Genomic DNA, 25,498 nt, shown 5'->3' with positions numbered 1-25,498 from the left:
TACATTGAACAGTATTTGTATAGCTACGTACAATGGTAGCAGGTTTATTCATGAGCAACTAACTTCAATCCTAGGTCAGCTTGATAGCCAAGACGAAGTAATAATTTGTGATGATGGATCCACCGATAATACAATAGCAATAATCGAGGAGCTTCAAGACCCACGGGTTAAGATCTTTAAAAACCCAAAAAACTTGGGTTATGTTCTTAACTTTAAAAAGTCTGTCTCGCATGCAAGTGGTGATTATATATTCTTATCAGATCAAGATGATGTTTGGCCTGAGAATAGATTGGCTTTAATGAAAGAGCATCTTAGAGCTTCAGAAAAGGATATCCTTTTTGGTAATTACGAGGTATTCGAAGATGATATTCGCATTCTTAAGAAGCATGATGCAAGACTAGGAAACCACAGTAATGTCTCGCGGTTTAAGAATATCTTTAAGACATTCAAAGGGGGAATCCCTTATTTTGGATGTTGCTGTGTTTTTAAGAAGAATGTAAAGAGTGAGTTTGAAAGGATAATTGATGGAGGAACAAGCCATGATATAGCATTAAGCTTATATGGCAACTTGTCTGGCCGTATCCATCATATTCCAGATACTGTGGTTTACAGACGAGTTCATGATTCTAATGTTACAAGCTCTGATAGAACGTTAAAAGATAAGCTGTTGACGAGATTCTTGTGGCTGAAATTACTAGTAAGGATGAGCAGTTGAATAATCTGACGCTGCCCAAAGACAAGCTGTGCTTTTTTGTTTGCTCAGTTATTGTCTTCTTTGTAAGTTATATATCTTATGGATATTATGTATTGGGCGATCAATATTTCTATATAAAAGCTTATGAGGGTATGGCAGGAAAATCAGTATCCGAAGCTTGGGCTTACTATCGAAGTCAGTTAAACTCTATGGAGTTTGGTCATTTTTCCATTTCTTACATCTTTTCAGGGCTGGTTGATAAAAAAATAGTATTTTCCATTTTAAATAGCATATTGGTTTATCAGGCTGGGATTTATCTAAGATATTTGGGATATGGCTTGCTTCTTATATCTTTCATAGTGTTGACTAACTTTTACTTTTGGGTTTTGTATATACCAGCCGAAAGATTAAAGGTTGCTGCTATTTTCTTTTTCCTTTTCTTAAATTGTAAAGGGAGTTCAAAACTCAAAACTAGCTATGGTGTTTTGACAGTATTGAGTCATGTTTCAACAACGCTATTCTTTACTTCTCACGCAATAATTGATTTTTTAAGGTATTCTTTAAAATTGAAAGTAAGCAGGTCTTTCTTTGTCTATCTTGCTATATTTTTGATTACGGGGTTTGTTGTCTTTGAACATTTGTCCAGAAAAATATTTGGATATTTTGACAATTTTGGTGGTGACTATTCTTCAATTATAAAAACTATCATAATTCTTTTTCCGTTAGTTTTTTTTATAAAGCAAAAGCTAGATCTAATGGTTGTTATATTTGTTCTCTCTATAGCTGCTTTCGTATTAGGTGATGGGCGAGTTAATATGTTTAGTTATCTGTATTTTGTGTACTTTGCTAGCTATTCGAAGGTTTATGGTAAGTACTTGGTTTTTATATTGTCCTTATATTTTGTTTATCCGACAATCTACTTCTTTATAAAGATGTTTATGTACGGTACGACAGAGAATTTATATAATCTAGAGAGGGCTGTCTAGGTATGATTTTTCTTGGAGACGTGGCTTCTCCGCATAACGAGCTTCCAAAAGTAAATTATTCTTTTGGTAAAAAACCTGTAGTTCTTAATTTGGAAGGACCACTTGTGGAGTCTTCAGACGTAGCTTCTGAACTTCTCAAGGAACCAGTGTTGTTCAATCATTGTTCAATACTGGATTATATGAGCAGTGAAAATGTTGTTGCCGTAAATCTAGCTAATAATCATATTAATGATATACCTAAGGGTTTTAGCAAAACGGTAGAGTTGATTGAAGAAAGCAATGTGGGCTGGTTTGGTTTAAGGCATCACGACTCGATCAGTTTGTCGGAGCACTTGTTTGAAGGTGTGAAATATATACTCATAGGGTTTGGGTGGGATGTGATTCAATGTGATTACAATCGCAGCGGCGAGTATGGTGTAGCACCCTTGTCTAAAAGTATAATTTTGCGCGAAGTTGAGAAGCTTAAAACTAACAACCCTGATGCTAAAATTATCGTGAATTTTCACTGGAATTATGAAATGGAGTTGTATCCGCAACCTGGCCACAGAAGTTTAGCCCAAGATGCCATCGATACAGGTGCTGACGCTATTATTGGGCATCATCCACATGTTGTCTCAGGAATTGAAATATACAATGGTAAACCCATCGTTTACAGCCTGGGTAATTGGTGGCTCCCGCAGGGAGTTTTTATCAACGGACAATTAAAGTATAACGATATGACTCATAGGCAGCTAGCTTTTCGTTTTGATGCTGCCGGTGAACATGAGCTTTATTGGTTCACTTATGATCCTTCTCGGAAAGATGTAAACTTTGATTTTAAGGAAAGTCTCTCTGGTTCAGAGTTAGTGAAAAAACTGACGCCTTTTGACGGTATGAGCAAGGATGATTACCAAGCTTGGTTCAAGAAAAATAGATTGAAGAAAGCGCTTTTACCTATTTTCAAAAATGAAGATCATAAATTTAGGAATAAGGTTAAATCAAAGTTTGTGAAGTACAGACACCCATTAGTGCTTCTAATTAGAAGGTTTGTATAAAAATGATTGAAAAAATATATCTCGCTTTACCTTATCCATTGCAAAATATAGCCCTGTCTATTTTTGGTTTTTTCAATGATAAAAGACGTTATGGGAAAGAATTCTTTTCTGTACTTGAACAATCTACCAAACGTTTTGATATGACTGAGGAAAACCTTAGAGGCTATCAACGTGAAATGTTATCTAATAGTCTTAAAAATGCCGAGAAAAGTGAATTCTGGAAGAAGCGGTTTAATGAATTTTCGGTTGATTTAAATGGTGACCCATATGAGGAGCTGCAGAAGCTACCGGTCTTATCTAAAAAAGAAGTACAAACACATAGCTCTGAAATTGCCATTGAGGAGTTTAAAGAATGTAAGGTACATACGAGTGGGACAACCGGTGGGGGCTAATTTTCTGGGAAACTGTTGATTCAGAACAAGCTCGTTGGGCTGTTTGGTGGAGATATCGAAACCGGTTGGGTATCAATGAAGGTGATTGGTGTGGTCTGTTTGGGGGAAGGAATATTATTTCACCAGCTTACCGTGGTACAGTTTTTCATCGAATTAACTATGCCTCAAGTCAGGTGCTGTTTAGTTGTTACCACCTGAGTAGAGAGACGGTAAAATACTACGTCGATGCATTAAACAACAAGCGCTTGATGTGGCTGCATGGGTACCCGTCCTTTCTTTCTGAATTGGCTGGCTTGGCATTAACTGAAGGATTAAAACTCAAATATACGCCTACAGTTATTACGATCGGTGCTGAAAATCTGTCTAGTCACCAAAGTGATTTAATATTTAGATTCTTTGGCGTAACGCCAAGGCAGCACTACGGACTAGCAGAGTCAGTTTCAAATATTTCTGAGTCAAAGGATGGCAGGTTTGTAGTCGACGAAGATTTTTCCTATACCGAGTTTATCGAGTCAAACGTGCAAGGGTGTTATAGAATAGTAGGCTCAAACTTTACAAACAAAGCCTTTCCACTGTTTAGATATGATAGCGGCGATTTAGCTTATGGGGTCAATGAGACGGTATTCCCCAGAGAGGTAAGTGCTATTGATGGCAGAAAGGAAGACGTTATTGTTTTGAAGTCTGGCGCAGTTGTGGGACGTTTAGACCATATTTTTAAAGATGCAATTTATGTTAGTGAAGCGCAAATAATTCAAAAAAGAAATTTAAGTTTGATTATTAAAGTAGTGTGCTCTGACCTCTGGGAAGAAAGCAAGCACTATTCTGAGTTATTAAGGGAGTTTAGATCACGGCTAGGTGATGATTTGGATATAAGCATTGAATGTGTGGATAGAATTCAGCGCACTAAATCAGGAAAATTACGTTTTGTTATTTCAGAGGTAAATAAAGTTGAAACAAATACTTCAGGACATGAGTAAAGGCGGCACCTCACTAGTCGAAGCCCTGCACCTCATGCGACAAAAAATCATGTTGTGATCAACACAGAAACTACGCTTATCTCTGCAGGTACAGAGCGCATGTTAGTTGACTTTGGCAAGGCTAACTTAATAGACAAGGCTCGCACTCAACCAGATAAAGTAAAAATGGTGTTAGAAAAGGTACAGGTGGATGGATTGATGACCACTGTTGAGGCAGTTAAGTCTAAACTTGCTCAGCCACTACCATTAGGGTATTGCAATGTGGGAGTAGTCGACTCAGTTGGTAATGGCGCTGAGCAGTTTAAAGCGGGCGAGCGTGTTGTGTCTAACGGGTGTCATGCCGATGTTGTTAGAGTACCTAAGAATCTTGTCGCTAAAATACCAGCTAATGTCTCCGATGAAGAAGCTGCATTCACTGTAGTAGCAAGTATCGGCCTGCAGGGTATTCGCCTGGCAATGCCGACAATGGGTGAGTGTTTTGTTGTGACGGGTGTTGGTCTTATCGGCTTACTTACCGTGCAGATGCTCAAAGCGCAGGGATGTCGAGTCCTAGCAATCGATTATGATGACAGTAAGTTGGCATTAGCAAAACAATTTGGTGCCGAAATCTGTAATCCCGGCAAAGGTGAAGACCCTGTGGCCGCTGGTTTGGCGTTTAGTCGCGGAGTGGGTATCGATGGTGTGATTATTACTGCATCTACAAAGTCGAATGATCCGGTAACTCAGGCTGCACGAATGAGTCGTAAAAGAGGGCGAATCATTCTTGTAGGTGTTACGGGGTTAGAACTCAACCGAGCTGACTTTTATGAAAAAGAACTGACTTTCCAGGTATCTTGTTCATATGGGCCAGGTCGTTATGACCCTGATTATGAAGAGCAAGGTAATGACTACCCACTCGCGTTTGTACGTTGGACCGAGCAGCGTAACTTTGAAGCGATTTTGGATATGATGTCTAGTGGTCAGCTCAATGTCAAACCTTTAATTAGCCACCGGTTTAAGTTTGAAGACGCCAGTTCTGCGTATGATTTGCTGACTTCAGATAAAAGTGCGTTGGGAATATTACTCCAATTTGAATCTGCCACTGAGAGCCGCCATAACAAGATAGTTAAATTGAACTCTGTTGTCAGTTATAAAGCTGATGAACCAATCGTTGCATTTGTTGGTGCGGGAAATTATGCCTCACGTATGCTAATCCCTGCTTTCAAGAAAGCTGGGGCTCAGTTCCAGAGTATTGCAACCTCCGGTGGTGTTAGCGGTGTAATTCACGGAGAAAAAGCCGGTTTTGCGGAGGCAACGACTGACACGCTAAACATGATTAAAAGTGATGACAACAATACAATCGCGATTGTTACTCGTCACAATAGTCACGCCTACTTTGTAAAAGAAGCATTGAACGCTGGCAAGAATGTGTTTGTCGAGAAGCCTCTTGCGATTACTTATGAGGAGCTGAACGAAGTGCAGGCTGCTTATGATGACGCGAGTAAGGTAGAGCAAGCACCCAAGTTGATGGTGGGCTTTAATCGTCGGTTTTCTCCGCAAGTACAAAGAATAAAACAGTTACTGGCGCCTATCAAAGAGCCTAAGTCATTCATTATGACAATGAACGCGGGCAGTATTCCAGCTGAACACTGGACTCAGGACCCGACTGTAGGCGGCGGAAGAATCATAGGCGAAGCATGTCACTTTATTGATTTAATGCGATATCTTGCTGACAGTGAAATTGTATCCGTACAAGCTCGTAAAATGGGAGATACAGATGCGGTGGCAGTGACAGAAGACAAGGCTGCTATCATATTAGGCTTTGCCGATGGTTCATTTGGTACCATTCATTACTTGGCAAATGGTGCTGCCAGTTTCCCTAAAGAGCGTGTAGAAGTGTTTGCTGCGGGTGCTACGTTACAACTAGATAATTTTATCAAGCTAAAAGGGTTTGGTTGGAAGAGTTTCACAAAGCTTAATTTATGGAAACAAGATAAAGGGCAGTCTGCATGTGCAGAAGCTTTTGTTGAGTCGATTAAGCAAGGGGCGAATGCACCTATTCCTGCAAGCGAGCTATTTGAAGTCGCGAAAGTCACAATCGACGTTGCAGAGCAGTTACGAAATCAAGAATGATGATATTAAAGGCTAAAACTGCGCTGGCGCTGGGTGTTCACAACTTGGCTCGTGTTTTCGTTTATCAGTTGGGTGTCAAGCTGGGCCTCAACCCAGTAAAACGGATTACTGGTGAACTTAAGCAAGGCGATTTTTTTGCTAAGGATATTAGCACCCAATCGGATCTACCGGAGAACACGCTTTGGCTCAATAAGCACTGCTACTTTGGTGTCACTTCTACTAGAAGTGGACTTCCTAACTGGCATGAGAGTTGTCTTACTCAGTCATTGGCCTCCTCAGATCTGCCTTGGTTTAGCTTGGGTGATTTTGATAATGAGCTTGGCGATATCAAAGGCGTATGGGAAGCATCTCGCTTTGACTGGGCGATAAGTTTGGCTCAAAGTGCTAAACGTGGGGATGCTGATGCGTTGACTCGGCTGAACTTTTGGCTAAACGACTGGGTACAAAATAATCCTGCGTTTATGGGAACGAATTGGAAGTGTGGGCAAGAAGCCTCTATTCGTGTCATGCATTTAGCTTTAGCCTCGTTAATTTTGGGGCAGGTAGACAAAGCGCAACCTGCTCTTTTAAGTTTTGTTAGAACACACTTGAGGCGAATTTCTCCGACTATCATGTATGCAGTCGCGCAGGACAATAACCATGGCACATCAGAGGCCGCAGCACTGTACATTGGTGGTTCATGGTTAGCAGTAAATGGCGACGCTGATGGCATAAAATGGCAAAAGCAGGGGGTCAAATGGCTTGAAAACAGAGCTAAGCGCTTGATTGAACGAGATGGTAGTTTTAGTCAATACTCGGTGAATTACCACCGAGTAATGCTTGATACCTATTGTCTGTTAGAGCTTTGGCGCAGGCACTTGAAGCTTAGTCAGTTTTCGTCATTACTGTATGATAGACTTCAAGCGGCAAGTAAATGGCTTTATTACTTCACCATTCATAGCTCCGGAGATGCACCTAACCTAGGTGCAAACGATGGCGCGCGCCTTCTTCCTATGACTAACTCTGGCTACAGGGATTTCAGACCGAGTGTCCAGTTGGCAAATGCGTTGTTTAATAATGCAATTGCTTATCCCGGAGAAGGGGAGTTTAACGCGCCGTTAAAATGGATGAACTTATCGCTTCCAGACAAACGGCTCGATGTGAAAAAACCAACTGACTTCACGGATGGTGGATATTGTTTTTTAGGCAATGAGCGTGCCGAGGTTTTTTTTAACTATCCATGCTTTAAGTTCAGACCGAGTCAATGCGATGCACTGCATCTCGATTTTTGGATTGATGGCATTAATGTCATCAGAGATGGCGGTACATACAGTTATAATGCAGGCCAATCATTTATTGATTACTATGCTGGTACTGAGAGCCATTCTACAGTCGCGTTTGATAGGCATGAGCAAATGCCAAGGCTAAGCCGCTTTTTGTTAGGTAATTGGCTAAAGACGATTAATAAAAAAGCATTGCGAGTATCAGGTGGTATCCAAAGCGTTGCTGCGGGTTATCGAGATGCACACCAATGTGTGCATGATCGCAGCATTGAATTAAGGGCGTCCAGTCTCTTAGTTAAAGATGTTGTATCGGGATTCAACGAGCGCGCTATCTCAAGACTTCGTTTAGCACCGCTTGCCTGGCAGCTCAATGGGAATGAATTGGTCAGTGATGTATGCACCATTAAGATAAGCGCGGATATTCACATTGAAAGGCTTGAATTAGTTAATGGAAAAGAATCTCGATTTTATTATCAAGAATCAGATATCCCTGTGCTAGAACTAGAAGTTCACGAAGCAGGTGTAATAACAATGGAAATACACTATTAATATGAAGGTTTTATATTTTCACCAACACTTTTCAACGCCTAAAGGCGCGGCAGGTATACGCTCATATGAGATGGCTAGTCGACTAGTAAAGCATGGCCATCAGGTCACTATGGTGTGTGGCAGCTATGGAGGTGGGGAAACAGGGCTTACAGGGCCTTTTTCTGCTGGTCGGCGGGAAGGGAAAGTGGATGGTATTGATATTATTGAATTTGATCTGGCATACTCAAATAGTGATGGTTTTATAAAAAGAACGGGGACTTTTCTGGTCTTTGCTTTAAAAAGTATAGGTATTGCTTTAACCCACAAATACGATGTGGTATTTGCCACCACTACGCCACTTACAGCGGGTATTCCTGGTATTATCGCTCGATGGTTTCGTCGGAAAACATTTGTGTTTGAGGTTAGAGATTTGTGGCCAGAAATTCCCAGAGAAATGGGAGTCATCAAAAGCCCGGTTATCTTGGCTGCAATGTCGGTGCTTGAGTGGTGCTCATACCGTTCGGCTCATAGAGCTATTGGGTTATCTCCAGGTATCGTTGATGGAATTATCAGACAAGGAGTCTCCCCCAGTAAAGTTGCGCTGGTGCCTAATGGGTGTGATTTGGGGATTTTTTCAGCAGAATTAGAAGCTTGGAGGCCAGAGGGGGTTACTGATAGTGACTTGATGGCTATTTTTACCGGGACGCATGGTATGGCAAACGGTCTAGATGCGGCCCTTGATGCAGCTGTTGAACTAAAAAAACGAGGCAGAGACGATATAAAACTTGTTTTTGTGGGACAGGGTAAGCTCAAAGCTGAACTACAGAAGAGGGCAGAAACCGAAAAATTGGATAATGTAATTTTTCACCCACCAGTGAGCAAAACTAAACTAGCTGGACTGATGCGCTCTGCGGATATTGGAATGCAATTATTAGCCAATGTTCCTGCGTTTTATTATGGTACATCACCTAACAAATTCTTCGATTATATTTCAGCAGGATTGCCTGTTTTGAACAACTACCCGGGGTGGCTGGCTGAGATGATCACCCGTGAGGAATGTGGTTATACAATACCTCCTAATGATGCTACAGCATTCGCTGATGCACTAGAGCACGTATCAGCCAATAGGGATAAATTGCCGGAAGTGGGAGGCAAATCTTTGGCGTTGGCCAAAAAGCAATTTAATAGGAATGACTTGGCAGATAAATGGATAAACTGGGTGCTTGAGGGTAAGTGATGAAAAGAATATTCGATTTTGTAATCTGCGGGGTTGTGTTAACTCTACTGTCACCTCTACTGCTTCTTTCAGTGATTATGATAAAGCTAACAAGTAAGGGACCTGTTTTCTTTCTGCAAGAGAGGCTTGGTAAAAATGGACAATTATTCCAAGTGTATAAGTTTAGAACTATGACGGATGAAGTCAGAAGGTTTGATGTGCAAGTTTATAACTCTGATAGTGAAGTTACGTTATTCGGCAAGTTTGCCAGACGTTTAAAAATTGATGAGTTACCACAGTTATTAAATGTACTGAAAGGCGATATGTCTATCGTAGGACCAAGACCTTGCCTACCTTCACTGCAGAAAGAGTTTAATGAAGACGGGCAAGCTCGTTTACTTGTCCGGCCAGGATTAACTGGTTTAGCTCAAGTGAATGGCAATATTTATCTTTCCTGGGAAGAGCGTTGGAAGCTGGATAGGCAATATGTTGAAAATCAATCTCTACTGCTTGATTTGAAGATTATTCTAAGGACGGTAGCCGTGGTTTTCCTGGGTGAAAAATGGGGTAAAAAGGCATGAGAGTTGTGTTTATTGGCGGAGTTAAGTCTAGTGCGGTGACGTTGAAAAAACTCATAGAGCATAACGTGGACATTGCAATGGTTTACGGTTTTGAGCCAAACACGACTCAGTTAGTGAGCGGCTATGAGAACTTCGCTACAATATGTGCCAACAGTGGTCTAAATTATACGCCGTTTAAAAAGATTAACGACCATACCAATGAAATAGAGAGCTTAGATTTTGATGTACTGTTTGTGGTAGGTGTTTCTCAATTGGTATCGCAGAGAATCATCGACGCAGCGCAAGCTGGTGCGATAGGCTTTCATCCAACACAACTGCCCAAGGGGCGGGGGCGTGCGCCTCTTGCTTGGTTAGTTGATGAAATTCAAGATGGCGCCGCAACATTTTTTGTTTTAGAAGAAGAAGCTGATGCGGGTGCTATTTTCGAGCAAGAGTGCTTTTCAGTCGTCGAATCTGACACCGCAAAGTCTGTAGAGCTTAAAGTACTAGATGCAATGGATGTTGCATTGGACCGCTTACTGCCTAAAATTAAGCGCGGCGAGTGGAACCCGATACCTCAAGATGACGCTTTGGCTACAGAGTATGCGATAAGAAAACCAGACGATGGGCTAATTTCCTGGTCTTTACCAGCGCATAGAATAGACCGCCTAATCAAAGCTGCTTCTGAGCCTCACCCTGGTGCGTTCACATTTCACGATGAAACTAAAATTAAAGTACTCTCATCACGGGTTGAGAATACGATAAAAATTACAGGGGTGACTGGTCGTGTGCTTAAAGTACGTGATCAGGAAGTACTAGTGCAAACTGGCTCAGGCTTGATTTGGATTGCACCAGAACAACAGCATATGACACGGCTTAAAGTTGGCCAGTTGTTGGGTTACAGGGTTGAACTTGAAATTTTTAAACTGAGACAAGAATTGCAGCACTTAAAGTCTTGTATGGGAGATAAAGTATGAAGAATGTGTTAGTTGTAGCCCCTCACGCTGATGATGAGATATTGGGGTGTGGTGGTGCAATTGTCAAACACCTGGAAGCTGGAGAGCAGGTTTTTATCGCCATTATGACAAATGCTGCTTTAGGTGCCCCTGAAATGTTTGACGTCGCAGCTATTGAAAAGACCAGAGCTGAAGCTAAACGTTCTCATGAATTACTTGGGGTTACGGAAACTATTTTTTATGATTTTCCAGCTCCTCAGCTGGAGCAATATCCACAATATAAAATAGCATCTGCGCTGAACCAGTTAATTAAAGAGAAGCAAATAGATACATTGTATATTCCGCATAAAGGTGATTTACACTTGGATCATGGGGCAATATACAATGCATGTCTTGTTGCGGCAAGGCCCGTTCCAGGACAATGTGTGAAACACATCTATTCATACGAAACTTTGTCTGAAACAGAGTGGGGCCATCCTACAACTGAAGCTGTTTTTATTCCCAGAAAGTTTGTTGCACTCAGTGAACATCACTTTGAAAAGAAGCTTGCGGCTATGGAGTGTTTTGCCAGTCAGCTAAAAGAGTTTCCAAATACGCGCTCATTGGAAGCAATTCGGAATCTAGCGGCTGTGCGTGGTGCTACCATTGGGACCCACTACGCTGAGTCATTTGATATTATCAGAAGTATCGCAGATTGAGAGTCTTATACTTCTAGTTGGCAAGGGGAATTGTAACTTTACTGGCTCGAAGAGCATGGAGATTTTGCTAAAGTAGAACGTTTATTTAGTAAATAGCCTTATCAAAAGGGCAATAAATATCGCTTGTGAAATTTTAAGTTTATATGTGGAAATAAATGCAGTGTTCGTGTACACAGATGCTGGTTAGTTTCTTTGCCTGATTTATATAAGTCTTAATATCTATTAACTGGAATACTTAATGAAAAAAAAGATACTGATAGTGGGCGGAGGAGGCCTTGGCAGGGAGCTCTATTCTTGGGTTAACATGTCGAATTCCCAATATGATGTAGTGGGCTTTCTTGATGATAATACAAGCATTCTCGATGGCTTCGACTATCCTGTTGGAGTCGTGTCTACCATACAAGACTACCAACCTGATCCCGGTGTTTTTCTTGTCATGGGGATCATGTCCCCATCTGCAAAGAAAAAAGTAGCGACTATTCTTACTGTTCGTGGCGCTGAGTTCATGACTTTTATTCATGATAGCGCTGTAATTGGATATAATAATAAAATAGGATATGGTTGTGTCATCACGCCTGGCTGCATCCTTACGAGTGACACAGAGCTGGGAGATATGGTGTTTCTCAATACCAACTCAACAATTGGACATGACGCAAAAGTTGGTGCTTATAGCTCGATTAACGGCAAGGTAGAGTTATGCGGAGGTGTGCAACTAGAAGACGAGTGTCTGGTGGGATCTCATGTGTTAGTCATACCAGGTAAGCGGATTGGTGCCAATGCTGTTTTGGGGGCTGGTAGTGTGGTAGTTGGAAATGTTAAAGCTGGTACAACTGTCTTTGGCAATCCAGCCAAAAGGATATAAGAACAAATGGCTAAAAGTAAATTTAATCACGTTAAAGTCTCTGGTATTTCTACGGTAGTTCCCGAAAATGTTAAATGTATCGACGATGAAGTTGACTTATACGGTGGTAATGAAAAGCAAATAGCTCGTATAAAAAAAGCGGTAGGGCTAAATAAGAGACATGTTGTTGATGAGCATACGACTACGCTTGATCTGTGTATTGATGCCACAAAAAGGCTGTTTGAAGAGCTGAAAGTTGATAAGGAACAGATTGACGGCCTTATCTTTGTAACTCAGACTCCGGATCATTTTCAACCAGCTAACGCTGCGATTGCCCACGGTAAATTGGAATTAAATACATCAGCAGCCTCTTTCGATGTGTCTTTGGGATGCTCGGGTTATGTATACGGACTTTGGCTAGCACATATGATGGTTGAGACTGGGGCGTGTAGTAATGTATTGTTGTTGGCTGGCGACACACTCAGTCGTTGCGTCAATGAAAGAGACCGCTCTACAGCTCCGTTGTTTGGAGACGCTGGTACAGCAACGTTGGTGCAACGAAGCGATGTCAAGATGCCAAGTTATTTTAGTTTGCATACAGATGGCTCTGGTTCACAACATATTATGCAACCAGCTGGAGCATTTAGAACACCTTTTTCCGAAGTGACTCGCAACAGCACCGTAGTAGATGAAGATGGTAACCATAAGAGCCAGGAAGATCTACTAATGAATGGCGCTGAGGTATTCAATTTCTCTATTAAGGTTGAGCCGCCTTCTGTGCAGGACATTCTTGAATTCAGCCAAAAATCCATTGATGATATTAACTATGTTTTCTTCCATCAAGCGAACCAGTATATCATCTCGAATATCGCCAGAAGATTGAAACTACCGAAAGAAAAGGCACCTAGCGATATTGTTTCACACTATGGCAATCAAAGTAGCGCCTCAATCCCCTGTGCGATATGCCATGTCATTCCAAATAGCGATAAGCCAGTGGAACAAGAAAGTGTTCTATCAGGCTTTGGTGTTGGCTTATCTTGGGCGAGTGCGGTGTTGTCTTTACAAGAAGCGAAAGTTCTAAACGTTAATATATATAACAAGTGAGTAGAGTAATGGATAAACAAAAGTTTCTAGAAGAGTTGACAGAAGTGTTAGAACTTGAAGAAGTGATTGGCGAAGATGTGATTTTAGAATCCCTAGAAGAGTGGGACTCTATGGCACACTTGGGTGTAATATCACTTTTTGATATGGAGTTCTCTAAATCTATCACAAACACTGATTTGAAAGCAGTTAAAACGGTGCAAGAGTTGTACGAACTGGCGATTAAATAAAATTCAATGAATAATTCTAAATTGTTCTTAATAACGGGAGCAAGTTCAGGGATTGGACTCGCGACTTGTAAGAAATTACTTCACGAAGGTCATAGGGTATTGGCTGTGTCTCGCACTAAGAAAGAGCAAATTAGTACCCTAAATGAACAGTACCCTGAGCAGCTTTATTTTGAGTCGAGAGATCTGTCGAGCGACATTGATCAGATCCCTAAATGGATGATTGCGTTGGCTGGTAAATATGGCAAGTTGTCTGGGCTTGTCCATGCTGCAGGACTATCGATTGTAATGCCAAATCGGTTCAATGGTCATGATAAAATGCTTGAGATTTTCAATCTGAATCTCTTTTCAGCATTAGCCTTGGCAAAAGGATTTGGGGCTAAAAAAGTAAGCTATGGAGAAGGAGCTTCCATTGTATTTGTCGCCTCTGTTGCAGCCTCGATTGGTACTACAGGCCTCGTAAACTACGGGTCATCAAAAGCAGCGTTAATAGGTGCAGTGAGGTCACTTGCGAAAGAGCTGGCGCCCGTAAAGACAAGAGTTAATAGTGTTTCTCCCGGGCTGATAAAAACAGAGCTAACTGCAAACATCTATGATGAAGATTACTTTGAAAAGTTAGAAAAGCTATATCCCCTTGGGCTCGGAAAAGAGACTTACGTTGCTGATGCCATAGGTTTTCTTCTTTCTGATAGCGCTGAGTGGATCACCGGAACAGATATAGTTGTCGATGGCGGTGTAAGTTTGGGAATTAACGAATAATTATATCTACGGAATAACACATGGAAAAATATATAGATCTTATTCTTTCTACACTGAAAGAAATTGGTGAAGACGATGATAACGCTGCGCTTCTTGAAGCCCATGCTAAAACTAAGCTATTTGGCTCTGCTGGTGTATTAGATAGCGTTGGTGTTGTGTTTTTGATTTCTGAGCTTGAAGACAAAGTCCAGGATGAATTCGATATGGACATCACACTGGCTGATGAGAAAGCGATGAGCCAAGTAACGTCACCATTTAGGAGTGTTGAAACACTTGCTAAATATCTTTGTCAGCTGGTAGAAGGTTAAAACTTGCTATGTCGTTGAATATTGTTATCACAGGTACGCGTAAGGGTTTGGGGAAAGCTCTTGCAGAGTATTATTTAGCGAAGGGTCACACTGTCTTAGGTTGTAGCAGACAAGATGGCACAATAGAGCATGAAAAGTATGCACATTACTCGGTAGATGTGGCAGACGAATCAGCTGTAATTAATATGGTTCGATCTATTCGCAAAGAGTACAAGCGCGTTGATGTTTTAATAAATAATGCTGGTATGGCGGCTATGAATCACTTATTGACAACTCCGCTCAGTAGTGCTGAAAAAGTAGTTAAAACAAACTTGTTTGGTACTTTTTTATTTACTCGTGAAGTGGCTAAGTTAATGATGAAGCAAAAGTCGGGTTCGATAGTAAATTATTCAACGGTTGCAGTTCCTTTGGATCTAGAGGGCGAAGCGATATATGCAGCGAGTAAAGCCGCGGTTGAGTCTTTAACGCGTATTTCTGCGAAAGAACTAGCCCCTTATGGTATTCGGGTAAATGCAGTTGGGCCTACACCGGTACCAACTGATCTAATTAAAGCAATACCAAAAAACAAAATTGATGAGCTATTGGAATCACAAGCAATCAAGCGCCTCGGAGAAGAGCAGGATGTGATCAACGTCGTTGATTTCTTCATATCACCTCAGAGTGATTTTATTACGGGCCAAGTATTATACTTAGGAGGAGTATTTAAGTGATGGACTATATTAGTAAGCTTGACTCGTTTTCGGATTCCGTGGCCTTGTGCTTTGAAGATAACGCTTATACTTACTCTGCGTTACTTGAACGTATTGCACAGTTTGAAAGTGAGTTGGCAGAAGTTTCAAGTGGCAGTGTGGTGAATATCATCAGTGACTATTCATTTGAGGCAATTTCGTTATTTTTCGCTCTAGCCAAAAAGAAATGTATTGTTGTTCCTATTGTCACTGAAAACCCTGAAGAGATAGAAAAAAGGCAAGGCGCTGTCGCAGCCAATTTAACGATCAATCTCAGGGCCTCAGTTGAAGGCAAATATACTTACCACAACAATGATGAGCAGCCTCACGAGTTAGTTTGTCAGATCATCGAGCAGCAGCATGCTGGCTTGATTTTGTTTAGTAGTGGAAGTACCGGCACGCCAAAAGCGATGATACACGATCTTGATGTACTGATGTCTACGTATCTTGAGAAGCGCAAGAAAGCGCTCTCTATCATGGTATTTTTGATGTTTGATCACATCGGAGGATTAAACACGTTACTTAACTCTCTTGCTATGGGCGCTAAAATTGTCATTCCAAACCAGCGTGAGCCGGAGCATGTGGCTTCATTAATTGAAAGAGAAAAAGTTAATTTGTTGCCAGCATCACCGACGTTCTTAAATATGATGCTAATCGCAAATGTACACAAAACTTTCGATTTACGTAGCTTAAGAATGGTAACTTATGGTACGGAAGCTATGCCGGAAAGTTTGTTACTTAAACTCAAAGCTGAACTACCAAAGGTTAAGCTGTTGCAGACTTTTGGAACAAGCGAAACCGGAATTGCACAAACATCTAGTCGCTCATCTGCCAGCTTGGAGATAAGAATTGACGATCCTAACCAAGAATACAAAATCGTCAATGGTGAGTTGTGGTTAAAGAGTAAAACTCAAATTCTGGGCTATTTAAATCATGATATGTCGAGCTTTTCTGACGGCTGGTTCCAAACGGGCGATCTTGTAGAAGAGTCTGACGGCGGGTATTTAAAGATTATTGGCCGAATTAAAGAAGTTATTAACGTAGGCGGTGAAAAAGTTCTTCCCAGTGAAGTAGAGTCTGTTGTTATGGAAGTAGATGGTGTTGAGGATTGTGTTGTTTACGCTAGACCAAATGCCATTACCGGACAGACAGTCGCAGTGAATATTGTGCTGACAGGTGGTTGTACAGCAAAGAATATAAAATCTAGTATTCGAAAGCATTGTAAATCCAAGTTGGATGCTTACAAAGTACCTACAAAGTATGTATTTAACCAAGACGCAGGGATTGGAGAGAGGTTCAAAAAAATCCGATTAGATAAATATCTGTAAGCTGTTAACAACACAGGCTCCTTTAACGGGAGGGGTTGGTGGCTTGCATCTTATTCTATCCAGCAGAGTGTACTTTGATGTTAGTCACTAATAAATCACTATATTTTTCCACCTAGAATGTAGCTTTGTGATTTTTCAAAGCTACAAAACTTAGCCTAGTTCAACACTTAAATAAGAACAAGAGATTGTTATGATAAACACTTCGTTTTCCCCTTGGCCTAGCTTTACTCAGCAAGAAGCAGACGCAGTAAGTAAAGTTGTACTTTCTAACAAGGTAAATTACTGGACAGGTACAGAAGGGCGTGAATTTGAAAAAGAGTTTGCAGCTTGGACTGGTGCTGAATATGCGATTGCACTTGGTAATGGCACATTAGCGTTAGATATTGCGTTGAAAGCATTGAACGTTGGTGAAGGTGATGAGGTTATTACTACTCCTCGTACTTTCTTAGCTTCTGCAAGTAGTATTGTTACAGCGGGAGCAGCACCTGTATTTGCCGACGTTGACTTAAATAGCCAAGCTATTACTGCTGAGTCTATTAAAGCGGTTTTAACACCTCAAACAAAAGCAGTTATTGTGGTGCATTTAGCTGGAATGCCTGCTGAAATGGATGCGATCATGGCCCTCAGTAAAGAGCATGGCTTCTATGTCATAGAAGACTGTGCTCAGGCACATGGTGCTAAGTATAAGGGTCGTTCAGTTGGTACTATAGGCCATATAGGTGCTTGGTCATTTTGCCAAGATAAAATTATGACCACTGGTGGTGAAGGTGGAATGGTTACTACAAACTCCAAAGACCTATGGTCAAAAATGTGGAGCTATAAAGACCACGGTAAAAGCTTTGATGCTATTTACAATCGTGAACACCCTCCTGGATTTCGTTGGTTGCATGAGAGTTTTGGCACTAATTGGCGTATGACAGAAATGCAAGCAGTGATTGGGCGTATTCAACTTACTCGTATGTCAGACTGGACGGCTAAAAGGCAAAGCAATGCTCAGGCGATAGATCAAGTTGCAAAAGCATTCAATGTGGTACGTACAGTGCGCGTGCCGGATTATATTGAGCATGCAGAGTATAAACATTATTTGTTTGTAAACTCTGCGGCGCTTAGGGAAGGTTGGACAAGAGATCGCATAGTCGACGAAATCAACACGCTTGGCGTGCCTTGTTTTCAAGGTAGCTGCTCAGAAGTTTACCTAGAAAAAGCCTTTGATAGTACGCCTTGGCGACCAAAAGAGCGTTTAACGAATGCAGTAGAGTTAGGTGAAACATCTTTAATGTTTTTGGTACATCCAACGCTTACTACTGAAGAAATCAGCAAAACTTGTGAGGTAGTAAAGCAAGTACTTCACAAAGCATCACTATAAATAGGAAGGGTGCGCACGCATCCTCCATATTTTCCTCATACATTTTTGCTACTTTTGTGTATACTGCAACATGTACTATGCTTTAGTTCGTCTGCGGTTTTAATTCGGATTGGAATAAAAAGGGAACACAATGGATAGTTGGTTTCGCGCTTTACTTGGCGCTTCTCGTAGCCAAAAACGACTTCTCACGCTCGTATTAGATTCAGTTTTTATAGTCTCAGCCTTTTGGTTAGCGCTTATTGTTCGCCTCGATAGCTTTGCACCACTGGCTAATTTTAATAATTGGCTAATCCTCGCCTTGTTACTCCCCATTAGCTTGGTCATTTTTGTAAAACTTGGTTTATATCGCGCTGTGCTTCGTTACGTTGGGGCAAATGCCGTAGGTGCTGTTGTACTTGGTACAGTTATTAGTACTGTGATTTTAGTGTTGTCTTCATTTTTTACGCAAACCGCAATCCCTCGTACTATGCCCTTTATTTATGCGTGGTTGATGATACTTTCAGTGGGGGGATCGCGTATTTTGGTAAGAGCACTTATTTGGCGCTTAACCTCATTTACTAAAACCCCAGTGGTTATTTATGGCGCTGGAGATGCAGGCCGGCAGTTAGCTACTGCGCTAGCAACAGGGCCTGACTATTATGTTACGGCGTACTTAGACGATGACGCTACCAAACATAATGCTATTATCCAAGGGATCCCCGTTGTCGCCTTTGACGAAATCTATAATTTGATAGATAAAAAGCGAGTGAATAAGGTTTTGCTTGCTTTACCAAGCGTATCGCGTTCTCGTCGTAAAGAAATACTCACTAAGTTAGAAAAACTGCCGCTTGAGGTGATGACAGTGCCAGGTATGGCAGATGTTATCGACGGTAAAGCGCAGCTTAATGAGATAAAAGAAGTTGAAATTGAAGACTTATTGGGCAGAGACCCAGTAGCCCCACAAGCAGAGCTGATGGCTGCAAATATAAAAGATAAAGTCATTATGGTAACCGGTGCAGGCGGCTCTATAGGCTCTGAACTATGCAGGCAAATTATATTAAATGGACCTAAAAAGCTGGTGCTTTTTGAGGTGTCTGAGTTTGGTTTATATAGCATTGAAAAGGAGCTGAATCAGCTTGCATTGAATAAAGGCGTATCATTGGAAATAGTACCAGTGATGGGATCGGTGCAACGTATCAACCGTATTGAAACTTGCATGAAAGCCTTTGGGGTGCAAACTGTCTACCATGCCGCAGCCTACAAGCATGTACCGCTTGTAGAGCAAAATGTTGTTGAGGGTGTTCGTAATAATGTATTTGGTACTTATTACACGGCTAAAGCCGCTATTAACGCAGGAGTAGAGACCTTTGTATTAATCTCTACAGATAAAGCGGTGCGCCCTACCAATGTAATGGGTGCAACCAAGCGTATGGCAGAGTTAGTGTTACAAGCCTTGGCTGAAAGTAAAGTAACGTCTAAAAATACCCGTTTTTGCATGGTACGTTTTGGTAATGTGCTTGGTTCTAGTGGTTCAGTTGTGCCTCTATTCCGTAAGCAGATTAAAGAAGGTGGACCAATTACCTTAACGCATAAAGATATCACCCGGTTTTTTATGACTATACCGGAAGCTGCGCAGTTAGTTATTCAGGCGGGTGCCATGGGTAAGGGTGGTGACGTATTTGTGTTAGATATGGGTGAATCTGTTAAGATCAAAGACTTAGCGACCAAAATGGTGCATCTTTCTGGCTTAGAGGTAAAATCAGAGTCAAACCCTCATGGTGATATTGAAATTGAATGCACAGGATTGCGCCCAGGTGAAAAGTTATATGAAGAGTTATTGATTGGTGACAATGTAGAAGAAACCTCTCATCCACGGATCATGACGGCCAACGAGGTAAAACTACCAATGGCAGAGTTAGAAGACTTTATGAGTGCAATGGATACAGCTTGTCATAACTTTGATCATGAGCTTATTCGTAAATTGTTGTTAGAGGCGCCTACAGGCTTTAATCCTACAGACGGTATTTGTGATTTGGTGTGGAATGAAAAACGCCAAGTGCTTGAAGCGCAACGTGAGTCCGAGCAGAAAGTGGTTAATTTAAGAAACGTGTAACGATCTTATCGCGGGGCTATATGTATTCGTAGCAGCGACTTTATGTCGCGACGCTTTTATCTCGGGGTAAACTTGTTGCTACGGGGTTGGTGTTTCGGTGCTGTCGTCGCGATGCGCTTATCTCGGGGTAAACCCGCTGCTACGAGGTTGGGTTTTTCTATACTTCATTGTACGATGTCTACATAATACTTATAACGGTGGCTGAGCTGGTTAATTTGCTCTGCCACATTTAATTCAAGAATTGAAAATAAAAATCGGTCTGCGCACATGTCAAAAATAAATACGATTCTTGCAGGTAGCATTGCACTTGCAAGCATACCTGTTTTAGCTGATACCCAAATAAATAACTACACTGCATTTGCGGGGTACACTGGTATTTTTAATACCCCTACTGCTGAGGTACTTGAAAAGGGAAGTATAGATATTGGTTACAATAACCAACTTGATCACAGTGGCAATGGCTACTTCGATGGTCACAACTATATTTTCTCAGCGGGTGTGTTTGACGGTTTAGAGGTAAGCGGTATGATTGCTTCTAATACAATGCACGACAATCTTTTTACTGCTAAAGCTAATGGTGAAAATCAAACTCGCGACCTTTCATTTAACTTAAAATACCAACTCCCTTTTGTGCCTAAAGAGTGGTTTAACTTAGCTGTAGGTGGTAAAGACCTTGGCGGTGCCGCTAATAAATATGAAACCTATTATTTGGCAGGTTCTCGTGAATGGAATGACTTTAGGTTTTCTGCTGGCTTTGCAGTAAGCGATCGCGCAACAGGGCAAATGGATGGTGCTTTTGCTGGTATTGAATGGCAGCCGTTGGATTGGTTTGCATTGCAGGTTGAGCATGATGCGGAGGCAGTGAATGCGGGCTTACGTTTAACTGTACCTAAAGAGTGGATTTACGATGTAGGTACACTCACGTTAACCAGCAAGTTTTATAGTAATACTGATCATGCCGAAAAGGATACCTTTTGGGGAGTTAACTTTTCGATGCCGCTTTTTGAGCAGGCAAAGCTAAATGACCCTACGGAAGTAGCACCAGCGCCGATTTTAGATAATCATAAAAAGCGTGAAGCTGCATTTGAAGCGCACTATCAACAGCAACGAGAATTGGCTCAAAAGCCGCTAGAAGAAGCTAAGCAAGAAGTAACTGAGCGTGATGAATACAGAAAGTCACTAACACTGCAAACTCGGGAGCTTAAAAATGCATTAATCGACGATGGCTTAGAGGCGATTAGTGTGGGCTTTAATCGAGACCCACATATTGTTGTAAGCTTTGAAAACTATGTTTTTAATCGTAATGATATAGACGCTATTGGTCTTGTGCTAGGTCGTATTGCCGAACATATAGATGAGCCTGAGGCTAAATATACGATTCAGTTATTAAACCGTGGTATTCCAATGCTTTCTGTGCGTGGTGATATTGATAATTACCGTGAGTTTATTAATACCAGTAGTACGCCAGATATGGATATTCGTCGCGGTGAAATGGATCCGATTGGCAGTGTGTCTTGGGTGGGAATGCCTAAAGCCAACAGTCCTTACTTTAGGCCACGCGTAACAGTAGGGCCTTCGCTCGATTCACACTTTGCGACAGAGATAGGAGTTTATGACTTTTCACTCGCAATTAAAGCCGATGTGGATGTGCCGATGTGGTATGGCGGTGGTATAAGCGTTAGTGCTGAAACCGAAGTTGCCAAAACTGATGACTACGAAACAGGCAAAGCATTTGGTCGCTTTGCAAAAGACAGTGGTGTTACGCAAGCGACAATTTACCAAACGTTAGATTTACCGTATGGAATTTATAACCAAACCCATATTGGTTTCTTTAAAGAGTTTAACGACTATACAGGTATCAAAAACGAAACGACGTGGCTTAGTGAAAATGGTCGTCACCAGCTTAATGCTGAAATTGGTTATTTAGAATATGATGACTATGACTTAGACAGAGACTATCAAACTTTGTCTTATCGTTATAACTGGGTTGAGCAGGATGTGAGTTTTCACGCAACAGCAGGTCGATTCTTTTATGAAGATAGCGGTGTAAAACTAGAAACTCGCTTCTGGTTTGGCGATAGCTATATTTCGGTGTTTGCACAAGATACCGATGTACAAGTCGCAGGTATTGCGTTTAGCATCCCGCTTACTCCACGTAAAGATATGGCACCGATCCGTTATGGCCAGATAAAAGGGAATGAAGCTTGGCGCCATGAAGTGAGTACACGTATTGGTGAGTCAACAAATGCCTTGGTGATTGGCCGCGGACATACAGTTAAAACACCTGTGAATTTGGATAAGACATTCCTTAATCAAGGACGCTTGTCGAGTAGTTATATTTACAGCAATTTGGCAAGATTACGAGAAGCATATCTAACTTACAGATAACAGTAGCAGCGGCTTTGTGTTTCGATGCTCTGTTGCGGGGTTATGCATTTGTAGCAGCGACTTTACGTCGCGATGTGCTTGTCGTACGGTAAAACCGCAGCTACGGGAGCGGTGTTTCGATGTACTTGTCGTGGAGTTATCGATTTGTATCCGCGACTTCACGTTGCGAAGCTCTCGTCGCGGGATAAACCCGCTGCTACGGGAGCGGTGTTTCGATGCTTTTGTCGCGGGGTTATGTATTTGCAGCAGCGATTTTACGTCGCGATTCACTTGTCGCGGGATAAACCCGCTGCTACGGGAGAGATACTTCGGTGCTCTGTCGTGAGGTTATGTTTTGTCGCGGATTATGGATTCGTAGCAGCGACTTTACGTCGCGATTCTCTTGTCGCGATGCTCGTCGCGGGATAAACCCGCAGCTACGGGAGAGATGCAACTGCCATAGGGTTATGCATTTGTAGCAGCGACTTTACGTCGCGATGCACGTGTCGCGGGATAAACCCGCTGCTACGAGAGTGGAGTTTCTATGCTTTTATCGCGGGGATATGGATTTGTAGCAGCGACTTACGTCGCGATGCTGTGTCGCGGGATAAACCCGCTGCTACGGGAGCTGTGTTTAGGTGCTCTGTCGTGAGGTTATGTTTTTGCCGAGGGTCATGTATTCGTAGCAGCGACTTTAGGTCGCGATGCGCTTGTCGCGATGCGCTTGTCGCGATGCGCTTGTCGCGGGGTAAACCCGCTACTACTAAACCTTCGGGAATCATAAACCACCTCACTCTTACTATTAAATTTATATACCTTGTTAATAAATAAGCACTATATTGCAACTTTTTGCTATAAATTTGACTTCATTCATTGTCTATTTAGTGTTCTAAAGGTATCCTACTTTCAACTTATTACAGGCGGTTGGAACTACCGCTTTTCTGTGATAAATTAAGGCAGCTAACTCCGACTATATGGTTGTTTTTCCGCTAGATTGGTAGAATAACTGAGTTGGCTTTAGTCAGGGAGCGACTTAGTCCCTGTCTGTCTTATTAAATGATTTAAAACTTAAGCTTATATTGTTCGCAATATGGCTTTTTTTATGAGTTAACGCGTCAAATCGACGTAAGTTAACAGAAGGAAAACAAGGACTAATCATGATTGCAAATAAAAAATCTCTTCTTGCGCTCTCTGTAGCGTCTGCGCTAACGCTTTCTGGCTGTTTTAGCGATGACGATAACAACGTAACTATCACGCCTCCACCAGAGCCTACTGATCCAGTAGTCGTTGCTCCGGATGCACCAGATGCACTTTCTCTAGTTGTAAATGGTAGTGTGGTTGATAAAAAATCAACTAACGTTGTTCCTGCGACAATCGCTTTCCTTGAAAACGGTGAAGCGTCTGCAAACATCGTAAACACTAAAGGCGAAGCAATCGCGACAGTAGAAACTGGTGAAGCAGGTAACTTTGTATTTTCTGTAAAAGAAGGTGCAGAGCTTTCTCAAATTACAGCTGTTGTAACAGCTGACGGTTACTTCTCAAAGAGCTTTAATATTGACCTAACAACAGAAGCAGATACCGCTGAGCTTGCAGTTCAGTTGGCCCTTGTTTCTAAAGATCTAGATACAGTTGTTGAAGAAGTTGTTGAAGTGGCAGTTGAAGGCGGTGCAGTAGCAGAAGCAATCACAGCTGAAGCTGCAAAAGGCAAAGCTGGTGCTGATGTAACAATCCCTGCAGGTGTTGTATTACGCGATGCAAGTGGTGCGGCTATCACTGGTACTGATATTTCTTTAAATGTTGGTTCTGCAGATCCAACTTCATCAGATGCAGGTGCTGTACTTCCTGAAGGTCTAAACGCTGATAGCGCTGCAACTTTAGCGGCTCCTGTAGGTGTTGCTAACGTAACAATGACTGACGAGAATGGCGTTAAGATCAAACAGTTCAGCAACCCAATCTCTATCTCTATCTCAATTCCAAAAGAAACAGTACTAGCATCTGAAGGCCGTGCTGTTCAAACTGGTGACGTACTAGGTCTGTCTTCTCATAACGAAGACACAGGCGTATGGACAAAAGAAGTAGACAATCAAGTAACGGTTGGCGCACTAAACGAAGCTGGCACTGCTTATAAAGCTTCTTTCATGACTGATCACCTTACATTCTTCACCGCAACTGATGAAGTTGCAGTATGTAATGCGGATGTATCAGTTAACATTAATGGTGACGTACCAGCTGGTGGCCTATTCGTAGATGTTCAATCTTCAGACATCAACGCAACACGTTCTATCGCTGCTGGTTCAACTTCTAAAGTGATTTACACAGCTGCAAATGCGGGTAAAAACAACGTAAGTGCTGATGCAACTGCACGCATCGTTTTACGTGACGCTGAAGGTACCGTTTGGTTCGACTCGGTAGACGAAGTAGCGGTATGTGGTGAGCCAGTAAGTGCAACTCTTGTGGCTCCTGAAGTTGAATACACAACTACGTCATTTGCACTGACTGGTGTGTGTTCGAACGAAGCTGACACAGCTGTTCCTGTAGAAAACTCGGTAGTAACTTACCGTCGTGCTGGTAAGGCAACTTACCAAGCTGCAAATGCTTCAGGTACATACACGCTAAACAACTTAGTTGTTGGTGAAACATACACTGTTAACATCGATACGCTAACACTTGAAGTAGCATCAGGACAAGCAACTTCATTTACATTTGAAGCGGGTACAGATGCAGCAGATCAGCAGTTACAAATGGTTTGTGAAACTGTAACTGGTGCATAATAGTCTCTAGCAAGACTTAATTTGCTTAAAAGCCGCACTTTGATGCGGCTTTTTTATACCTACCGTTTATCTGCCATTATTTGTTTCGTGGGGACGAGATCCTGTAGCTGCAACTTTATGTCGTGATTTTTTGTTGCAAAGAGCGTTAACAGATAAAGTAATTTACCAAAAAATCACCAAAAAATATTTTAGTTA

23 protein-coding genes are annotated in these 25,498 nt (G+C 41.8%); 22 read left to right on the top strand and 1 reads right to left on the bottom strand.

The window, feature by feature from the left end:
- Positions 1–4 precede the first annotated feature (4 nt).
- The 21 genes from B1L02_RS14510 (at position 5) to B1L02_RS14410 (ending at position 22,553) form a co-directional block, all read left to right on the top strand.
- On the top strand, positions 5–715 hold the full coding sequence (locus B1L02_RS14510; RefSeq protein WP_088531592.1) for a glycosyltransferase: 711 nt from the start codon (positions 5–7) through the stop codon (positions 713–715).
- A complete protein-coding gene (locus B1L02_RS14505) occupies positions 682–1,680 on the top strand; it encodes a hypothetical protein (protein ID WP_151208239.1) in 999 nt (332 codons plus the stop codon). The genes B1L02_RS14510 and B1L02_RS14505 overlap by 34 nt, the downstream gene beginning before the upstream one ends.
- Before the next feature lie 2 nt (positions 1,681–1,682).
- A complete protein-coding gene (locus B1L02_RS14500; RefSeq protein ID WP_088531590.1) occupies positions 1,683–2,714 on the top strand; it encodes a CapA family protein in 1,032 nt (343 codons plus the stop codon).
- Between the two features lie 2 nt (positions 2,715–2,716).
- Positions 2,717–3,106 (top strand): hypothetical protein, encoded by a 390-nt coding sequence (locus B1L02_RS14495; protein WP_088531589.1) that lies wholly within the window; start codon positions 2,717–2,719, stop codon positions 3,104–3,106.
- Between the two features lie 65 nt (positions 3,107–3,171).
- Positions 3,172–4,083: a hypothetical protein gene (locus B1L02_RS14490; RefSeq protein ID WP_088531588.1), complete on the top strand. Its 912-nt coding sequence runs from the start codon at positions 3,172–3,174 to the stop codon at positions 4,081–4,083.
- 54 nt (positions 4,084–4,137) lie between these two features.
- On the top strand, positions 4,138–6,195 hold the full coding sequence (locus tag B1L02_RS14485) for a bi-domain-containing oxidoreductase (RefSeq protein ID WP_232003094.1): 2,058 nt from the start codon (positions 4,138–4,140) through the stop codon (positions 6,193–6,195).
- Positions 6,192–8,006, top strand: a complete 1,815-nt coding sequence (locus tag B1L02_RS14480; protein ID WP_088531587.1) for a heparinase II/III domain-containing protein — start codon at positions 6,192–6,194, stop codon at positions 8,004–8,006. The genes B1L02_RS14485 and B1L02_RS14480 overlap by 4 nt, the downstream gene beginning before the upstream one ends.
- 1 nt (position 8,007) lies before the next feature.
- On the top strand, positions 8,008–9,222 hold the full coding sequence (locus tag B1L02_RS14475; protein ID WP_088531586.1) for a glycosyltransferase family 4 protein: 1,215 nt from the start codon (positions 8,008–8,010) through the stop codon (positions 9,220–9,222).
- Complete coding sequence (locus B1L02_RS14470) at positions 9,222–9,782, top strand: sugar transferase (RefSeq protein WP_088531585.1); 561 nt, start codon at positions 9,222–9,224, stop codon at positions 9,780–9,782. The genes B1L02_RS14475 and B1L02_RS14470 overlap by 1 nt, the downstream gene beginning before the upstream one ends.
- Positions 9,779–10,738 carry a methionyl-tRNA formyltransferase gene (locus tag B1L02_RS14465; RefSeq protein ID WP_088531584.1) on the top strand — a complete coding sequence of 320 codons (960 nt, stop codon included), beginning with the start codon at positions 9,779–9,781 and terminating at the stop codon, positions 10,736–10,738. The genes B1L02_RS14470 and B1L02_RS14465 overlap by 4 nt, the downstream gene beginning before the upstream one ends.
- Complete coding sequence (locus tag B1L02_RS14460; RefSeq protein WP_088531583.1) at positions 10,735–11,415, top strand: PIG-L deacetylase family protein; 681 nt, start codon at positions 10,735–10,737, stop codon at positions 11,413–11,415. Before B1L02_RS14465 ends, B1L02_RS14460 begins: the two co-directional genes overlap by 4 nt.
- A gap of 238 nt (positions 11,416–11,653) precedes the next feature.
- Positions 11,654–12,277, top strand: coding sequence for a NeuD/PglB/VioB family sugar acetyltransferase (locus B1L02_RS14455; protein WP_088531582.1), 624 nt, complete (start codon positions 11,654–11,656; stop codon positions 12,275–12,277).
- Between the two features lie 6 nt (positions 12,278–12,283).
- Entirely contained in the window at positions 12,284–13,360 is a 1,077-nt protein-coding gene (locus B1L02_RS14450) for a 3-oxoacyl-[acyl-carrier-protein] synthase III C-terminal domain-containing protein (protein ID WP_088531581.1), read from the top strand.
- A complete protein-coding gene (locus B1L02_RS14445; RefSeq protein ID WP_232003093.1) occupies positions 13,357–13,587 on the top strand; it encodes a hypothetical protein in 231 nt (76 codons plus the stop codon). Before B1L02_RS14450 ends, B1L02_RS14445 begins: the two co-directional genes overlap by 4 nt.
- 6 nt (positions 13,588–13,593) lie before the next feature.
- Positions 13,594–14,343, top strand: coding sequence for an SDR family NAD(P)-dependent oxidoreductase (locus B1L02_RS14440; RefSeq protein ID WP_088531579.1), 750 nt, complete (start codon positions 13,594–13,596; stop codon positions 14,341–14,343).
- A gap of 20 nt (positions 14,344–14,363) precedes the next feature.
- On the top strand, positions 14,364–14,651 hold the full coding sequence (locus tag B1L02_RS14435) for a hypothetical protein (protein WP_088531578.1): 288 nt from the start codon (positions 14,364–14,366) through the stop codon (positions 14,649–14,651).
- Positions 14,652–14,659: 8 nt separating this feature from the next.
- Entirely contained in the window at positions 14,660–15,361 is a 702-nt protein-coding gene (locus tag B1L02_RS14430; RefSeq protein WP_088531577.1) for an SDR family NAD(P)-dependent oxidoreductase, read from the top strand.
- Entirely contained in the window at positions 15,361–16,707 is a 1,347-nt protein-coding gene (locus B1L02_RS14425) for an ANL family adenylate-forming protein (protein ID WP_223192069.1), read from the top strand. The genes B1L02_RS14430 and B1L02_RS14425 overlap by 1 nt, the downstream gene beginning before the upstream one ends.
- A 190-nt stretch (positions 16,708–16,897) precedes the next feature.
- A complete protein-coding gene (locus B1L02_RS14420) occupies positions 16,898–18,073 on the top strand; it encodes a DegT/DnrJ/EryC1/StrS family aminotransferase (RefSeq protein ID WP_088531575.1) in 1,176 nt (391 codons plus the stop codon).
- Positions 18,074–18,203: 130 nt separating this feature from the next.
- Positions 18,204–20,165, top strand: coding sequence for a polysaccharide biosynthesis protein (locus tag B1L02_RS14415; RefSeq protein ID WP_045963010.1), 1,962 nt, complete (start codon positions 18,204–18,206; stop codon positions 20,163–20,165).
- Between the two features lie 267 nt (positions 20,166–20,432).
- Complete coding sequence (locus B1L02_RS14410) at positions 20,433–22,553, top strand: YjbH domain-containing protein (protein WP_174694560.1); 2,121 nt, start codon at positions 20,433–20,435, stop codon at positions 22,551–22,553.
- 521 nt (positions 22,554–23,074) lie between these two features.
- Here the strand turns inward: B1L02_RS14410 and B1L02_RS14405 are convergent.
- The gene (locus B1L02_RS14405) at positions 23,075–23,314 is read right to left on the bottom strand and encodes a hypothetical protein (protein ID WP_088531574.1); all 240 of its coding nucleotides are present in this window, start codon (positions 23,312–23,314) and stop codon (positions 23,075–23,077) included.
- A 375-nt stretch (positions 23,315–23,689) separates the two neighbouring features.
- Between B1L02_RS14405 and B1L02_RS14400 the strand changes: the two genes are divergently transcribed.
- Positions 23,690–25,303, top strand: coding sequence for a hypothetical protein (locus tag B1L02_RS14400; protein WP_088531573.1), 1,614 nt, complete (start codon positions 23,690–23,692; stop codon positions 25,301–25,303).
- Positions 25,304–25,498: the final 195 nt, after the last annotated feature.

Source organism: Pseudoalteromonas piscicida, assembly GCF_002208135.1.
Lineage (GTDB): Bacteria > Pseudomonadota > Gammaproteobacteria > Enterobacterales > Alteromonadaceae > Pseudoalteromonas > Pseudoalteromonas piscicida_A.
This window is presented reverse-complemented; position numbering and strand designations above follow the sequence as displayed.

Excerpts from the sequence above, each read along its gene's own strand:
- B1L02_RS14480 (WP_088531587.1), top strand. The coding sequence starts at position 6,192 with ATGATGATATTAAAGGCTAAAACTGCGCTGGCGCTGGGTGTTCACAAC.
- B1L02_RS14435 (WP_088531578.1), top strand. The coding sequence starts at position 14,364 with ATGGAAAAATATATAGATCTTATTCTTTCTACACTGAAAGAAATTGGT.
- B1L02_RS14495 (WP_088531589.1), top strand. The coding sequence starts at position 2,717 with ATGATTGAAAAAATATATCTCGCTTTACCTTATCCATTGCAAAATATA.
- B1L02_RS14470 (WP_088531585.1), top strand. The coding sequence starts at position 9,222 with ATGAAAAGAATATTCGATTTTGTAATCTGCGGGGTTGTGTTAACTCTA.
- B1L02_RS14455 (WP_088531582.1), top strand. The coding sequence starts at position 11,654 with ATGAAAAAAAAGATACTGATAGTGGGCGGAGGAGGCCTTGGCAGGGAG.
- B1L02_RS14500 (WP_088531590.1), top strand. The coding sequence starts at position 1,683 with ATGATTTTTCTTGGAGACGTGGCTTCTCCGCATAACGAGCTTCCAAAA.
- B1L02_RS14460 (WP_088531583.1), top strand. The coding sequence starts at position 10,735 with ATGAAGAATGTGTTAGTTGTAGCCCCTCACGCTGATGATGAGATATTG.
- B1L02_RS14400 (WP_088531573.1), top strand. The coding sequence starts at position 23,690 with ATGATTGCAAATAAAAAATCTCTTCTTGCGCTCTCTGTAGCGTCTGCG.
- B1L02_RS14410 (WP_174694560.1), top strand. The coding sequence starts at position 20,433 with ATGTCAAAAATAAATACGATTCTTGCAGGTAGCATTGCACTTGCAAGC.
- B1L02_RS14415 (WP_045963010.1), top strand. The coding sequence starts at position 18,204 with ATGGATAGTTGGTTTCGCGCTTTACTTGGCGCTTCTCGTAGCCAAAAA.
- B1L02_RS14425 (WP_223192069.1), top strand. The coding sequence starts at position 15,361 with ATGGACTATATTAGTAAGCTTGACTCGTTTTCGGATTCCGTGGCCTTG.
- B1L02_RS14430 (WP_088531577.1), top strand. The coding sequence starts at position 14,660 with ATGTCGTTGAATATTGTTATCACAGGTACGCGTAAGGGTTTGGGGAAA.
- B1L02_RS14450 (WP_088531581.1), top strand. The coding sequence starts at position 12,284 with ATGGCTAAAAGTAAATTTAATCACGTTAAAGTCTCTGGTATTTCTACG.
- B1L02_RS14475 (WP_088531586.1), top strand. The coding sequence starts at position 8,008 with ATGAAGGTTTTATATTTTCACCAACACTTTTCAACGCCTAAAGGCGCG.
- B1L02_RS14465 (WP_088531584.1), top strand. The coding sequence starts at position 9,779 with ATGAGAGTTGTGTTTATTGGCGGAGTTAAGTCTAGTGCGGTGACGTTG.
- B1L02_RS14420 (WP_088531575.1), top strand. The coding sequence starts at position 16,898 with ATGATAAACACTTCGTTTTCCCCTTGGCCTAGCTTTACTCAGCAAGAA.
- B1L02_RS14440 (WP_088531579.1), top strand. The coding sequence starts at position 13,594 with ATGAATAATTCTAAATTGTTCTTAATAACGGGAGCAAGTTCAGGGATT.
- B1L02_RS14405 (WP_088531574.1), bottom strand. The coding sequence starts at position 23,314 with ATGATTCCCGAAGGTTTAGTAGTAGCGGGTTTACCCCGCGACAAGCGC.